The sequence below is a fragment of the Nonomuraea sp. CA-143628 genome, assembly GCF_050942315.1.
Taxonomy (GTDB): Bacteria; Actinomycetota; Actinomycetes; order Streptosporangiales; family Streptosporangiaceae; genus Nonomuraea.
Window position 1 is genome coordinate 274,000 of sequence record NZ_CP192072.1, and the last position, 14,408, is coordinate 288,407.

The 14,408-nt window shown below is 69.5% G+C and carries 13 protein-coding genes and 1 tRNA gene; 12 read left to right on the top strand and 2 right to left on the bottom strand.

The features are described from left to right. Positions 1-3 precede the first annotated feature (3 nt). From dnaK to ACQP2T_RS01430, 9 genes are all read left to right on the top strand, one after another. Positions 4-1,896, top strand: coding sequence for a molecular chaperone DnaK (gene dnaK, locus ACQP2T_RS01390; RefSeq protein WP_433514383.1), 1,893 nt, complete (start codon positions 4-6; stop codon positions 1,894-1,896). A 1-nt stretch (position 1,897) separates the two neighbouring features. Beyond that, the gene (locus ACQP2T_RS01395) at positions 1,898-2,422 is read left to right on the top strand and encodes a nucleotide exchange factor GrpE (RefSeq protein WP_433514384.1); all 525 of its coding nucleotides are present in this window, start codon (positions 1,898-1,900) and stop codon (positions 2,420-2,422) included. After that, on the top strand, positions 2,422-3,375 hold the full coding sequence (locus ACQP2T_RS01400; protein WP_433514385.1) for a DnaJ C-terminal domain-containing protein: 954 nt from the start codon (positions 2,422-2,424) through the stop codon (positions 3,373-3,375). The genes ACQP2T_RS01395 and ACQP2T_RS01400 overlap by 1 nt, the downstream gene beginning before the upstream one ends. After that, positions 3,372-3,668, top strand: coding sequence for a chaperone modulator CbpM (locus tag ACQP2T_RS01405; protein WP_433514386.1), 297 nt, complete (start codon positions 3,372-3,374; stop codon positions 3,666-3,668). Before ACQP2T_RS01400 ends, ACQP2T_RS01405 begins: the two co-directional genes overlap by 4 nt. A 25-nt stretch (positions 3,669-3,693) precedes the next feature. Next, positions 3,694-6,297, top strand: a complete 2,604-nt coding sequence (gene clpB / locus ACQP2T_RS01410; RefSeq protein ID WP_433519692.1) for an ATP-dependent chaperone ClpB — start codon at positions 3,694-3,696, stop codon at positions 6,295-6,297. 1 nt (position 6,298) lies between these two features. Then, positions 6,299-6,733: a thioredoxin gene (gene trxA / locus ACQP2T_RS01415; protein ID WP_433514387.1), complete on the top strand. Its 435-nt coding sequence runs from the start codon at positions 6,299-6,301 to the stop codon at positions 6,731-6,733. Continuing rightward, the gene (locus ACQP2T_RS01420) at positions 6,730-8,379 is read left to right on the top strand and encodes an FAD-dependent oxidoreductase (protein ID WP_433514388.1); all 1,650 of its coding nucleotides are present in this window, start codon (positions 6,730-6,732) and stop codon (positions 8,377-8,379) included. The genes trxA and ACQP2T_RS01420 overlap by 4 nt, the downstream gene beginning before the upstream one ends. Before the next feature lie 5 nt (positions 8,380-8,384). Continuing rightward, positions 8,385-8,834 carry a DUF1931 family protein gene (locus ACQP2T_RS01425; protein ID WP_433514389.1) on the top strand — a complete coding sequence of 150 codons (450 nt, stop codon included), beginning with the start codon at positions 8,385-8,387 and terminating at the stop codon, positions 8,832-8,834. Between the two features lie 134 nt (positions 8,835-8,968). After that, on the top strand, positions 8,969-9,658 hold the full coding sequence (locus ACQP2T_RS01430) for a recombinase family protein (protein ID WP_433514390.1): 690 nt from the start codon (positions 8,969-8,971) through the stop codon (positions 9,656-9,658). 5 nt (positions 9,659-9,663) lie between these two features. Here the strand turns inward: ACQP2T_RS01430 and ACQP2T_RS01435 are convergent. After that, positions 9,664-9,749: transfer RNA gene (locus ACQP2T_RS01435), tRNA-Leu, on the bottom strand. Between the two features lie 130 nt (positions 9,750-9,879). On the opposite strand from ACQP2T_RS01435, the gene ACQP2T_RS01440 reads away from it, so the two are divergent. The 3 genes from ACQP2T_RS01440 (at position 9,880) to ACQP2T_RS01450 (ending at position 14,051) form a co-directional block, all read left to right on the top strand. Further along, positions 9,880-11,151, top strand: a complete 1,272-nt coding sequence (locus ACQP2T_RS01440) for a M20/M25/M40 family metallo-hydrolase (RefSeq protein ID WP_433514391.1) — start codon at positions 9,880-9,882, stop codon at positions 11,149-11,151. A gap of 123 nt (positions 11,152-11,274) precedes the next feature. After that, entirely contained in the window at positions 11,275-11,880 is a 606-nt protein-coding gene (locus ACQP2T_RS01445) for a hypothetical protein (RefSeq protein ID WP_433519693.1), read from the top strand. Between the two features lie 194 nt (positions 11,881-12,074). Further along, positions 12,075-14,051, top strand: a complete 1,977-nt coding sequence (locus ACQP2T_RS01450) for a chaplin family protein (RefSeq protein WP_433514392.1) — start codon at positions 12,075-12,077, stop codon at positions 14,049-14,051. A 98-nt stretch (positions 14,052-14,149) separates the two neighbouring features. Here the strand turns inward: ACQP2T_RS01450 and ACQP2T_RS01455 are convergent, their stop codons facing one another. After that, positions 14,150-14,335, bottom strand: a complete 186-nt coding sequence (locus ACQP2T_RS01455; protein WP_357938673.1) for a DUF5703 family protein — start codon at positions 14,333-14,335, stop codon at positions 14,150-14,152. Positions 14,336-14,408: the final 73 nt, after the last annotated feature.

Consider the following 14,408-nt stretch of genomic DNA (forward strand, 5'->3'; position numbering starts at 1 on the left):
GCAATGGCGAAGGCAGTAGGCATCGACCTCGGCACGACCAACTCAGTGATCGCCGCCACGGAGGACGGGCATCCGACGGTGATACCGAACGCGGAGGGCGCCCGTACGACGCCATCCGTGGTCGCGTTCACCGACCAGGGTGAGCGGCTCGTGGGCCAGCTCGCCCGTCGTCAGGCCATCCTCAACCCGAAGGGAACAATCTACTCGGCCAAGCGCTTCATCGGCCGCCGATTCGACGAGGTCAAGAGTGAGATCAACGCCGTCTCCTTCGACGTGACGGAGGGGCCCGACGGCAGCGTCCGCTTCGACGTCAAGGGCAAGCAGTACGCGCCCGAGGAGGTCTCGGCCCTGGTGCTGCGCAAGCTGGCCGCGGACGCCGCGAAGTACCTCGGCGAGAAGGTGACCGAGGCGGTCATCACCGTCCCGGCCTACTTCAACGACGCCCAGCGCCAGGCGACCAAGGACGCGGGCCGCATCGCCGGGCTGGAGGTCCTGCGGATCATCAACGAGCCGACCGCCGCCGCGCTGGCCTACGGGCTGGACAAGAAGTCCAACGAGACCGTGCTGGTCTTCGACCTGGGCGGCGGCACCTTCGACGTCAGCATCCTGGACATCGGTGAGGGGGTCGTCGAGGTACGTTCGACCTCCGGCGACGGGCACCTCGGCGGCGACGACTTCGACCGCAGGATCGTCGACCATTTGGCCGATGAGTTCCAGAAGGAGCAGGGCATCGACCTGCGCCGCGACCCGCAGGCCCTGCAGCGGCTGTTCGAGGCGGCGGAGAAGGCCAAGGTCGAGCTGTCGGAGGTGACGCAGACCACGATCAGTCTGCCGTTCATCACGGCGGACGCCGCGGGGCCGAAGCACCTCAACACCACTCTCATGCGCTCCACGTTCGAGCAGATCACCGCCGACCTGGTCGAACGCTGCGTTCACCCCGTGGAGCAGGCGATGGAGGACGCCAAGCTCAGGCCGTCGGACATCGATGAGGTGATCCTCGTCGGCGGATCGACCCGCATGCCCGCCGTGCAGAACCTCGTACGCAGGCTCACCGGCGGCAAGGACCCCAACATGACGGTGAACCCGGACGAGGTCGTGGCCATCGGCGCGGCGATCCAGGCCGGAATCCTCAAGGGCGAGGTCGAGGACGTAGTCCTGCTCGACGTCACGCCGCTGTCGCTGGGCGTCGAGACGCTCGGCGGGGTCATGACCAAGGTCATCGAACGCAACACCACGATCCCGGCCCGCCGGACCGAGACCTTCAGCACGGCCGACGACAACCAGAGCGCCGTCGACATCGTGATCCTTCAGGGGGAGCGCGAGCGGGCGGCCGACAACCGGGTGCTCGGGCGCTTCCGGCTGGAGAACATCCGCCCCGCGCCCCGGGGAGAGCCGCAGATCGAGGTCACCTTCGACATCGACGCCAACGGCATCCTCAACGTCACCGCCCGCGACAAGGACACCGGCGCCGAGCAGAAGGTCACCATCAGCGAGACCTCCACGCTGGACAAGCAGGAGATCGAGCGGATGATTCAGGACGCCGAGCAGCACCGCGACGAGGACCTTCGGCTGCGGCAGATGATCGAAGTCCGTAACGAGCTGGACTCGGCCGCCTACCAGGTGGAACGCCGCCTGCAAGAGCTCGGCGACGGTGTCCCCGTTCACGAGAAGGCGCGTGCCGAACAGCTCGTCCACGATGCCCGCGAGGCGATCAAGCAGGAGGCGCCGATCGACCGGCTGCGCGGCCTCAGCGGCGAACTCCAGCAGGTCAACCAGGCGCTGCAGACCAGCCAGTCGGCCAACGTGCCCCCGCAGGGCAGGGCGGAGAGCGCTTCGGGCGGCCCGGCCGACGACGACGTGATCGACGCCGAGTTCACCACCTCTGACACGGAGTGACATGAACGGCCACGAAGAGCGTACGGACCAGGATGGTGCGCGGGCGGTTCAGGCCGGCACCGACGAGGCCGAGCCGCTCGCGGAATCGGAGGCGAAGCTGGCGGAGCTGGAGGACCGGTGGCTGCGTGCGGTCGCCGAGCTGGACAACGTCCGCAAGCGCATCGCCCGGGACACCGAGCGGCTCCGGGTCGAGGAGCGGGACAGGGTTGTCTCCCAGTGGCTGCCCGTCCTGGACAACCTGGAGCGCGCGCTGAGCGCCGCCGATGGGGACGGCGACGCCAATCCGGTCATCCAGGGGGTGCGCGCGGTGCGCGACCAGGCGGTCGCCACGCTGAACCGCCTCGGCTACCGCCGCCAGGACCAGACCGGCGTGCCGTTCGATCCCCAGCACCACGAGGCGGTCTCGACCGTCGAACGCGACGACGTCGCACCCGGCACCGTCGTGGAGGTGCTGCAGCCCGGCTATGGCGACGACCAGCGGCAACTGCGCCCGGCGGTGGTGGTGGTAGCCAAGAAGGCGGAGTGATGGCCGACCGACGCGACTTCTACGAAGTGCTCGGAGTCGGCCGTAGTGCCGACCAGGACGAGATCCAGCGGGCCTACCGCAAACTGGTCCGCAAATACCATCCGGATGTCAACAAGGATCCGGGGGCGGAGGACACCTTCAAGGAGATCTCGGAGGCGTACTCCGTGCTCTCGGATCCCGAAATGCGCCGCAAGTATGACGCGTTCGGGCACGACTTCCGCCAGGTGCCGCCCGACGTCGACCCCGAGCAGTACGCCAGGGGCCGTTCCCGTGCTCGTGCCCGCTCCGGAGCCGGAGCACGTGGCGGCGGCGGTGCCCAGTGGCGCACGAGCGGCGACTTCGGGACTGGCCCCGGAGGTATCGACTTCGAGGACCTGCTCGGCGGCATGTTCGACGGCCGGGGCAGGCGCTCCTGGGGACCCGTGCAGGGCGCGGACCAGGAGGCCGAGCTGACACTCCCGGTCGAGGAGGCCTACCACGGTGGGCGCCGGACGATCACGCTGGGCGGAGGACGGCGGCTGGACGTCACGATCCCGCCGGGGGTGACGGACGGCCAGCGCATCAGGCTGGCCGGCCAGGGAGGCCAGGGGAGCCAAGGCGCCCAGCCGGGCGACCTCTACCTCATCGTCCGGATCGCCGACCATCCCCGCTACCGCGTCGAGGGCCGCGACCTGCACACCTACCTGCCGCTGGCCCCCTGGGAGGCCGCTCTGGGCGCCACGGTGGCCATCGACACGCCGGGCGGCGAGGCCAAGCTGAAGGTGCCGCCAGGCACCTCGACCGGGCGCCGCCTGCGGCTGCGCGGGCGCGGCATGCCCAACCCCCGCGGCAAGCCCGGCGACCTGTTCGCCGAAGTGCGGATCGTGGTGCCGCCCAGGCTCACCGAGGAGGAGCGGCGCCTGTTCGAACAGCTCGCCGCCACGTCCCGGTTCGACCCGAGGAGAGGCTCATGACGACGTACGCGATCGTCCGCCCGACACGGCTGGGTCTGGACTCCTATGCGCGGGTCACCGGGCTGCACCCGGAGACCATCCGCCGCCTGGTGGTGCTCGGCTTGCTGGAACCGGTCAGGGACGCCAGGGGAGAGCTCTGCTTCCCGCTCCCCCAGGTCGCCGCGGCCGCCCGCATCCGGCGGCTGCACGAGGGCCTGTCGATCAACTATGCCGCGATCGGGCTGGTGACCGACCTGCTCGACCGGATCGAGGCGCTGGAGAGCTCCCTGCGTACGCACGCCTCACGACACTAGGGGGACTGGAGTGGACCCGAACACTATGACGCAGAAGTCGCAGGAGGCCCTGCACGGCGCCCAGACGAAGGCGCTGCGCTACGGGCACACCGAGGTCGATGCCGAGCACCTGCTGCTGGCCCTGCTCGAGCAGCCGGACGGGCTGGCCCCCCGGCTCGTACAGCACGCCGGAGCCGACCCGGAGGCCCTGCGCAGGGACCTGGAGCACGAGCTGGAACGCCGTCCCAAGGTCAGCGGCCCGGGCGCGCAACCCGGACAGGTCTACGTCACGCAGCGGCTGTCGCGGCTGCTGGACACCGCCGACCGGGAGGCGAAACGGCTCAAGGACGACTACGTCTCGGTCGAGCACCTGCTGCTGGCCCTGATCGAGGAGGGCGCCGGCACACCCTCCGGCCGGCTGCTGCACGAGCAGGGGCTCACCAGGGACCGGTTCCTGGAGGCGCTGACCGCCATCCGGGGTAATCAGCGCGTCACCTCGGCCATGCCGGAGGTCGCCTACGAGGCGCTGGAGAAGTACGGCCGCGACCTGGTGAGCGAGGCTCGGGCGGGCAAGCTGGACCCGGTGATCGGCCGCGACACGGAGATCCGCCGGGTGATCCAGATCCTGTCCCGCAAGACCAAGAACAACCCGGTGCTGATCGGTGACCCCGGCGTCGGCAAGACCGCCATCGTGGAGGGGCTCGCCCAGCGGATCACGAACGGGGACGTCCCCGAGGGGCTGCGCGACAAGACCGTCTTCAGCCTGGACATGGGCTCGCTCGTGGCCGGCGCCAAGTATCGCGGCGAGTTCGAGGAACGCCTGAAGGCCGTGCTGAACGAGGTCACGGCGGCCCAGGGACAGATCCTGCTGTTCGTGGACGAGCTGCACACCGTGGTCGGGGCCGGCGCGACCGAGGGCGCCATGGACGCGGGCAACATGCTCAAGCCCATGCTCGCCCGCGGCGAACTGCACATGATCGGCGCGACCACGGTCCAGGAGTACCGCCAGCACATCGAGAAGGATGCGGCCCTGGAGCGCAGGTTCCAGCCTGTCCTGGTGGACGAGCCTTCCGAAGAGGACGCGATATCGATCCTGCGGGGGCTGCGCGAGCGGCTGGAGATCTTCCATGGCGTAAAAATCCAGGACAGCGCCATCGTCGCCGCGGTGACGCTGAGCCACCGCTACATCTCCGACCGGTTCCTCCCGGACAAGGCCATCGACCTGGTCGACGAGGCCTGCGCGATGATCCGTACGGAGATCGACTCCATGCCGGCCGAGCTCGACGAACTCACCCGGCGGGTGATGCGGCTGGAGATCGAGGAGGCCGCGCTCGCCAAGGAGGACGACCCCGCCAGCCAGGCCCGCCTCGCCGACCTGCGCAAGGAGCTGGCCGACCTGCGCGCCGAGGCCGACGCCATGCGGGCGCAGTGGGAGTCCGAGCGGCACGCCCTGCGCAAGGTCCAGGCCCTGCGCCAGGAGCTGGAGGCCGTGCGCCGGGAGGCCGAGCAAGCCGAACGCGACTACGACCTCAACCGCGCCGCCGAGCTGCGCCACGGCAAGCTCCCCGAGCTGGAACGCCGCCTGCAGGCGGAGGAGGAGCAGCTGGCCCTGCGCCAGAGCGGCCGCAGGCTGCTGCGCGAGGTTGTGACCGAGGAGGAGATCGCCTCCATCGTCTCGCGCTGGACCGGCATCCCGGTCACCCGGCTGAAGGAGGGCGAGCGCGAGAAGCTGCTGCGGCTGGACGAGACCCTGCACGAGCGGGTCATCGGCCAGGAGGAGGCCGTGCGGCTGGTGGCCGACGCGGTCATCCGCGCCCGCTCCGGCATCAAGGATCCGCGGCGGCCCGTCGGGTCGTTCCTGTTCCTCGGACCCACCGGCGTCGGCAAGACCGAGCTGGCCAGGACGCTCGCCGCCACGCTGTTCGACACCGAGGACAACATGGTCCGCATCGACATGAGCGAATACCAGGAGCGGCACACGGTCAGCCGCCTGGTCGGCGCCCCTCCGGGCTACATCGGGTACGAGGAGGGCGGCCAGCTCACCGAGGCGGTGCGGCGCAAGCCGTACTCGGTGGTCCTCTTCGACGAGGTGGAGAAGGCGCACGCGGACGTGTTCAACACGTTCCTGCAGGTCCTGGACGACGGGCGGCTGACGGATGCGCAGGGCCGTACGGTCGACTTCCGCAACACCGTGATCATCATGACCTCGAACATCGGCTCGCAGTACCTGCTCGACGGGGTCACCTCCGACGGCGAGATAAAGCCGGAAGCCCGTGACCGGGTCATGAACGAGCTGCGCACGCACTTCCGGCCGGAGTTCCTCAACAGGGTCGACGACATCGTGCTGTTCAAGCCGCTGACCGAGGCCCAGATCGAGCGGATCGTGGACCTGATGTTCAACGACGTCAGGCAGCGGCTGGCCGACCGGCGGCTCACGCTGCGGGTCACCGACCAGGCGCTCAAGCTCATCGCCAACCAGGGCTATGACCCCGTGTACGGGGCCCGGCCGCTGCGCCGGTTCATCGCCCGCGAGGTCGAGACCCGCATCGGGCGGGCGCTGCTGGGCGGCGACGCTCCGGACGGCTCGACCGTGACGGTGGACGTCGACCACGGCGAGCTGAGCGTCACCTTCACCGAACCGGGGAGCTGACATGATTCCGACCACCGTCGCCTGCCCGAACTGCGGCAAACGGAACAGGGTGCCGGCCGCGGCCGACGGCGTACCCCAATGCGGGAACTGCCATCAGCCGCTGGCTTGGATCGCCGAGGCGAGCGACGACACGTTCGCCGAGGTCGCCGAGCGATCGGCGCTGCCGGTCATCGTCGACTTCTGGGCGGACTGGTGCGGGCCGTGCCGGATGGTCACGCCCGCGCTCGAACAGGTCTCGCAGGACTTGGCCGGCCGCGTCAAACTTGTCAAAGTCGACGTGGACCGGTCGCCACGCTTGTCCGAGCGCTTCGCGATCAAGCACATCCCGACGCTCATGATGATGGTCCGCGGCGAGGTCGTCGCCCAGCGGGCGGGCAGCGCGCCCGCCCACGAGCTGCGCAGATGGGTCGAGGACGCGATCAAGGCGCGCACATGACACCGGTACCCGAGACGCCGGACTTGTACGGCGCCTATCCCCGGCTGAGCGAGGCGCAGCTCGCCGAGCTCTCCCCCTGCGGCGAGCGCCGGGCCGTGTCGGGAGGCGACGTCCTGTTCCGTGAGGGGGATCCCACCTCGGAGTTCATCGTCGTGCTGGCCGGCAGGGTTGCCATGGTCGAGGGGCGCAGCCCGGACGAGCGGACGATCGCCGTCCACGGCCCTGGCCGGTTCCTCGGCGAGCTCAGCCTGCTCACCGGCCAGGCGGGATTCCTGACCGCCGTCGTCCAGGAGCCAGGCGAGGTGCTGGCCGTGCCCGCCGACGAGGTGCGGGCGCTGGTGGCGCGCGACCAGACGCTCGGCGACCTCATCCTGCGGGCCTACCTGGCCCGGCGGTCCCTGTTGATCGGGCTGGGCACCGGCTTCCGCATCATCGGCTCCCGCTATTCGGCGGACTGCCGGCGGCTGCGCGAGTTCGCCGCCCGCAACAGGGTGCCGCACCGGTGGATCGACCTGGAGGAGGACGAGGAGGCGGACGCGCTGCTGCGCGAGCTGCGCATCCCGCCCGAGGACACCCCGGTCGTGATCTGGCGCGGCGACAAGGTCCTGCGCAACCCGACCATTGCCGAGCTGGCGAAGGCGATCGGCCTGCCCGCCCCGGTGCCCGGCGACGGGGTCAGCGACCTGGTCGTCGTGGGCGCGGGCCCCGCGGGCCTGGCCGCCGCCGTGTACGGGGCCTCGGAAGGGCTGACGACCGTCGTGCTCGACGCCGTGGCCGCGGGCGGCCAAGCCGGCACCTCCTCTCGCATCGAGAACTACCTTGGCTTCCCCTCCGGCATCTCGGGCGCCGAGCTGGCCGAGCGCGCCATCATCCAGGCGCGGAAGTTCGGCGCGGTGTTGTCCATCCCGGCCGAGGCGACCGGCCTTCAGCCGGACGACGGCTTCTACGGCGTCGTCGTCGAGGACGGCAACATCGTCAAGGGCCACGCCGTGATCATCGCCACCGGCGCCCGCTACCGGCGGCTGGAGGTCCCCGAGTTGGAGAAGTACGAGGGATCGGGCATTTACTACGCGGCCACCCCGTTCGAGCTGCGCATGTGCAGCCGCTCGCCGGTGGTCATCGTCGGCGGCGGCAACTCCGCCGGTCAGGCGGCCCTCTACCTGTCCAGGAACGCGTCGTCGGTGCGCATGATCGTACGCGGTGACGACGTGCGCGCCAGCATGTCCCACTACCTCGCCGACGAACTCGACCGCACGCCCGGCATCGAGATCATGCCCAACACCGAGGTGTGCGAGCTCATCGGCGACGGCACGCTGGAAGGTGTCCGCGTCCGCAACAAGCGCACGGGGAAGTCCCTGGAGATCGCCACCAGGGCGATGTTCGTCTTCATCGGCGCCGACCCGCACACCAAGTGGCTGGAGGGTGCCGTGCCGCTCGACGACCGCGGCTTCATCGTCACGGGACAATCCACCACGTGGAACGCACCGCTTCCCCTGGAGACCGACCACCTGGGCGTCTTCGCCGCGGGCGACGTCCGCAGCGGATCGGTCAAGCGGGTCGCCTCCGCGGTGGGAGAGGGCGCCATGGCCGTGCGCCTGGTGCACGAAAGGTTCACCACCACAGGAAATCGACAGAGAAGACGGTGATCGACATGCCGGTGATGGCACACTCCAGATTCGAGCGCTTCTTCCGCACCGCCGCGGGACTCAACGTGGACAAGAACGACCTCAAGCGCTTCAACGACTTCGTCAACCAGAAGCTGTACGACATGCTCGTCGTCGCCGAGGCCGCGGCCAAGGAGAACAGGCGCGACATCATCCAGCCATGGGACCTGCCCATCACCAAGGGCCTGCAGGAGACCATGCACGACTTCCGCGACTTGGACGAGGAGCTGGAGCTATCGCCGATTCTGGAGCAGCTCACCGCGCTGCCGCCGCTCGACCTGTCGCTCAGCGTAGACGCCGAGGCCCGGCTGCCGGCCGTGGCGGGCGGGCTGTCCATGGCGCTCGCCCGGGCGTTCAAGATCGTCGAACCCGACCTCAAGAACCCCTCCAGCGAGCATTGGCAGCGCATGACCCGGCTGTTCGGCCTGCTCCTGTGACCATGACGCGGAGCGGCGAGAGTGGCGCCACCCTACTCAAGCGCTGCACCTAGATCTACACCCACTGCGGCTACGTCCTGCACGTACGGGCAGATGCCGCCCACCCCCGGCCTGCCGCTGTCTTCGTACGGTGGATGTTCGCGCAGCGACTGGCGGGTGTCAGCGTGGCGGGGATCGCCCGGATGCTCAACGAACGCGGCCTACCGTGCCCCTCGAACGTAGATCGTGAGCGCAACCCGCATCGGTCGGGACAGGCTTGGACGTTACGCACTGTTGCGGCGATCCTCGGCAATCCGCGTTACACCGGCCGCCTGGTCTGGAACCGGCAAAGCGCCAGCGCCGACGATGTCGCCGTACGCGGCTGGAACGCCCCACAAGAGTGGGCGATCTCTACGAAGCGGAGCCATCCGGCGCTGGTCGGCGACGACGATTTCGTCACCGCGCAGGCGATCCGGGCTGCTCGCCCCGCCCAGGACGGCAGCCGGCGCGTTTATCTGCTCGCGGGGCTACTGATGTGCGGGATCTGCGGGCGTCGACTGGATTCCCACTGGGTGAACGGACGTCCCGGATACCGGTGCCGGCACGGCTACACCAGCGCCAGACCCCGCTGGGTGGCCGGCCCGAAGTTCTTGTATCTACGTGAGGACCGGCTGCTGGCAGAGCTCTTAGCGCATGTTGGCGGCGGAGAACGGGATGGGCCGGCGGAGATCATCTCTGCATTGCGAGGCAACGGCCTGGTCATCGTCTGCCACGCGGAGACCCGTGTCGTAACTGGGCTCAACGCCAAAGAGCCCGCCTCGCAAGGCGAGCTCTTCATGGGGTAATCCTGTGTCCGAGGGGGGACTTGAACCCCCATGCCCCGCAAAGGGCACTAGCACCTCAAGCTAGCGCGTCTGCCTATTCCGCCACCCGGACTTGGTGCCTGCACGTGGGACCGTCATCCCGCGTCGGCTCCGTAAGGTTAGCAAACTCTGAGGGGTGCGTCATACCAGGATTCCGGAGGGAGGATGAGACGGCAATACGTACCCGATCGTAAGGAGCCTTCATGGCCGAGGACGAGGTCGTCGAGCTGTGCCGTGATCTGATCCGTATCGATTCGACCAACGCCGGCGACAACGCGGGGCCCGGGGAGAGGGCGGCGGCCGAGTACGTCGCGGAGAAGCTCGCCGAGGTAGGGCTCGAAGTGACGATCCTGGAGAGCGACGATCGGCGGGCGAACGTCGTCGCGCGTATCGAGGGCACCGATCCGGGCCGTGACGCGCTGCTGTTGCACGGGCATCTCGATGTCGTGCCGTTCGACGCGGGCGACTGGCGGCATCACCCGCTCTCGGCGGAAGTGGCCGACGGGTGCGTCTGGGGGCGCGGGGCCGTGGACATGAAGGACATGGACGCGATGATCCTGGCGGTCGTGCGGCAGCGGCTCAGGGAGGGGCGCCGGCCTGGGCGTGACGTGGTGCTCATGTTCACCGCCGATGAGGAGGCGGGCGGGGAATACGGGGCGAAGTTCCTGGTCGAGGAGCACCCGGAGCTGTTCGAGGGGGTCACGGAGGCGATCGGGGAGGTCGGCGGGTTCAGCGTGTCGATCGGGGCGGATCACCGGCTCTACCTGATCGAGGCCGCGGAGAAGGGCATGGCGTGGATGCGGTTGACCGCGAACGGCCGGGCCGGGCACGGGTCGATGCTCAACCTGGACAACGCCGTGACCGACCTCGCCGACGCCGTGGCGCGTGTGGGGCGGTATGAGTGGCCGGTACGGCTGACGCCGACCATGAGCAGGTTCCTGGAGGAAATAGGCGGCGGCGATCCCGAGGCCGCGATCGCCAAGCTGGGGCCGGTGGCCAGGATGCTGGGTGCGGGGCTGCGCAACACGGTCAATCCGACCATGCTGGAGGCCGGCTACAAGGCGAACGTGGTGCCGCAGACGGCCTCGGCGACCATCGACGGGCGGTTCCTGCCGGGGTTCGAGGAGGAGTTCTTCGCCACGGTCGACGAGCTGCTCGGGCCCAACGTCACGAGGGAGTTCGTGCAGCACCAGGTGGCGCTGGAGTTCGGCTTCGAGGGGCCGCTGGTGACGGCCATGGTGGAGGCGCTGCTGGCCGAGGACCCGGCCGGGCGCGCCGTGCCGTACACGATGTCCGGAGGGACGGACCTCAAGTCGTTCAGCAGGCTCGGAATCCGGGGCTACGGGTTCGCGCCGCTCAAATTGCCCGCGGACCTGGACTTCTCTGGGATGTTCCATGGGGTCGACGAGCGGGTGCCGGTGGATTCGCTCAGGTTTGGGGTGCGGGTGCTTGACCGCTTCCTGGATCACTGCTGAAAACCCCTTGCGGCAACCTTGAGTGATGCTACGGTTACGGATCGTTGAGGGGTGAGTCCACGGACCGGCCTCACTTGGTGAGGTCGGTCCTGGTGCTTCTGAAGGAGGGTTCACGTGGCACGCATGCCGGTGCGGTGGTGGCGGGCAATGCCCGCCCTCGCTTCCCGGCGCGTGCCCGTGATCATCTTCGCGAAGGATGCGATCGCCGATCGGGCCGCCCGGATGGCGCGGTTCGCGGCCGGCGCCCGCCAGGTCATCGCACGAGTAGTCGCGGCCGGCGTCCTGCTGGCCGCGGGATGGCTGCTCGCCGTTCTCTTCGGACTGCTCTTCGCCGCTCCGGCGGCCGCGGATTCCACCGCGGCGACAGGGACGGCCACAGCGGCCGGCACCTCTCACACCGTCACCGGGTCCATCACGGACGGTTTCCCCACGGCTGACGGAAGGGTCTCGGCGTCGGACAACGCCGAGGCGATGGCGGGGCGGACGGTCGACGGGCTCAACAGCCAGTCCGATCCCGGCCTGCCGCCTGCTTCCCCTGCGACCGACATCCTGGACACCAATGGTCTGGTGCCCAACGGCGGTGGCAGCGGCCCGTTCGGGCCAAGCATGGGAGATATCGCGCGGTCCTTCTTCGACCCGCGTATCGAGGCTCGGCGCGCCCCCTTGGCGTCCGTGCTTCCTCCGGTCGTCCGCACAGCGGCGGATGACCCTTCTTTCTCACCTGACTGACCCCCGCCACAGGTTCCGATGAGTACGGCGGCGGAGCGCGGCTAGATCCCCTCCGCCAGCGGGTGACATGTCAGTCATCTTGGTTCGCGATTCCCCGAGGTCTCCGCTGTGCGCGGCGCACTGCGACCTCGCATGCCCTCGGCTGCCCGCGAACCGTCAGGTATCCCCCTATGAACCAAGTAGGAGCATTCATCATGCGTACGTGGGCGAAGGCTTCGGCCCCCGCGGCTCTTCTAGCTGTAGCCGTCATGTCCTTCGGCAGCGGCACCGCGCTGGCCGACACCTCCGGCGACTCCTCCGTCGGCGGTGGCAACCAGGTCAACCTGCCTGTCTCGCTGCCGATCGACATCAGCGGCAACTCCGCCGCCGTGCTGGGCAAGTCCGAGGCGAGTTCCCAGGGTGGCGCCACGGTCGTCAACACCGGCAAGGGCGGCACCTCCGACAGGACCTCCGGCGACGGGAGCGTTCTCGGTGGCAACCAGGTCAACGCGCCGATCAACGCGCCGATCAACGCCTGTGGCAACGCCTTGGCCGTGCTCGGCAAGTCGGAGGCGGGCTGCAAGGGCGGCGCCACGGTCAAGAACACCGGTAAGTCCGGCAGCTCCAACAAGACCTCCGGCAAGGGAAGCGTCCTCGGCGGCAACCAGGTCAACGCGCCGATCAACGTCCCGATCAACGCCTGCGGCAACGCGCTGTCCCTGATCGGCAAGTCCGACGCGGGCTGCAAGGGCGGCGCCACGGTCAAGAACACCGGCAAGGGCGGGGCTGGCGGCAACCACACCTCCGGCCAGGGCTCCGTGCTCGGCGGCAACCAGGTCATCGCGCCGGTCAGCGCGCCGGTCAACGTCTGCGGCAACGCGGTGGCCGTGATCGGCAGGGCGTTCGCCGGCTGCAAGGGCGGCGCCACGGTCAAGAACGGCGGGCACACCCACTACCGGGGCGGTCACGGCTCGACGGGCAACGACACCGACGGGCGCTTCGGGGTCGGCAGCGGCAACCAGGTCATCGCACCGATCAGCCTGCCCATCGTGGCCTGCGGCAACGCCGTCGGCAACGCGCACGCCGGCTGCAAGGGCGGCGCCTCGGTCAAGAACACCGGCAAGGGTGGCCCTGGCGGCAACACCACGTCCGGCAAGGGTTCCGTGCTCGGCGGCAACCAGGTGATCGCGCCGATCACCGCGCCGGTCAACGTCTGCGGCAACGCGGTGGCCGTGATCGGCAAGGCGTTCGCCGGCTGCAAGGGCGGCGCCACGGTCAAGAACGGTGGCAGGGGCGGCGCCGGCGGTAACCACACCTCGGGCAAGGGCTCTGTGCTCGGCGGCAACCAGGTGGTCGCGCCGATCACCGCGCCGGTCAACGTCTGCGGCAACGCCGTGGCCGTGCTCGGGCTGTCCGGGGCCCGCTGCAAGGGCGGCGCCTCGGTGGTCAAGAACGGTGGTTCGGGCGCGGGTGGCAACACCACGTCCGGCAAGGGCTCCGTGCTCGGCGGCAACCAGGTGATCGCGCCGATCACCGCGCCGGTCAACGTCTGCGGCAACGCCGTGGCGGTGCTCGGCGACGCCGCGGCCGGGTGCCTCGGTGGCTCGAGCGTCGGCAAGCCGGGACACGATGGCTACCACCCCTACGGCCACTACAGCTCCCACCAGGCCGCCGACTCCAAGTCCGGCGGTGTGCTTCCCGCGCTTCCCCCGGTCCCGGTCCTGGGCAGCCTGCGGGGCGTGGGCAACATCACTCCGATGCGTGGCGGCGGCTCGCCCGAGCTGCCGGTCGTCGGCGACATGCCCCTGGTCGGTGACCTGCACGAGCTGTTCGGCCTGCCCGAGCTGCCCGGTCTGCCCGGCCGGCCCGCCACCCCGGTCAGGCACGTCACCCCGGCCAAGCACGTCAAGAACGGCAAGGCTCCGGTCACTCACGCCGCCCGCGCCGAGGACACGCAGTCGCCGCTGGGATCGGCGACCTCGCTGATCGCCGGCACCCCTGTCGGTGGTGCGGTGAAGCTCGCGACCAGCAGCCTGCCCACCGGCGACCTGGGTCTGATGAGCGCGGCTCAGCCCGCGGGCGTCACCGGGATGACCACCGGCTCGCTGTTCGCGCTGGTCCTGGGCGGGATGTTCGCCGCCTCGGCCACGCTGTTCGCGGCCACCCGCCGCTTCCGGCTCGGCCGGAAGTAAGGACAAGAACGTCTACCGCTCACAGCCGGTGAGCGAGTAGCGAAAGACGCTTTGCCCGTTCCGGGGGCGCGGCCCGGGGCGGGCAAAGCCATGTCTGATCACAGGGTGCTACGGACGCGCATGACCTTGCGGCGCAACCGTACATGACGGCTTCCGTCAGGATGCAGGCGCACCCGCGAGAGCTCCCACTTACCGTACTCCGCGTGTTCGGTGAGCAGCTGACGTGCTGCTTCGCGGGAGAGGTCGCGCGGAATGAAGATATCCATGTAGGAGTAGTCGAGCACAACGATTAGTCTCCAGGGTGAGTCAGGGGGCGATGCCGCTCGATGGGGCTTATTCTGCGTGCTTGTGGGTGCG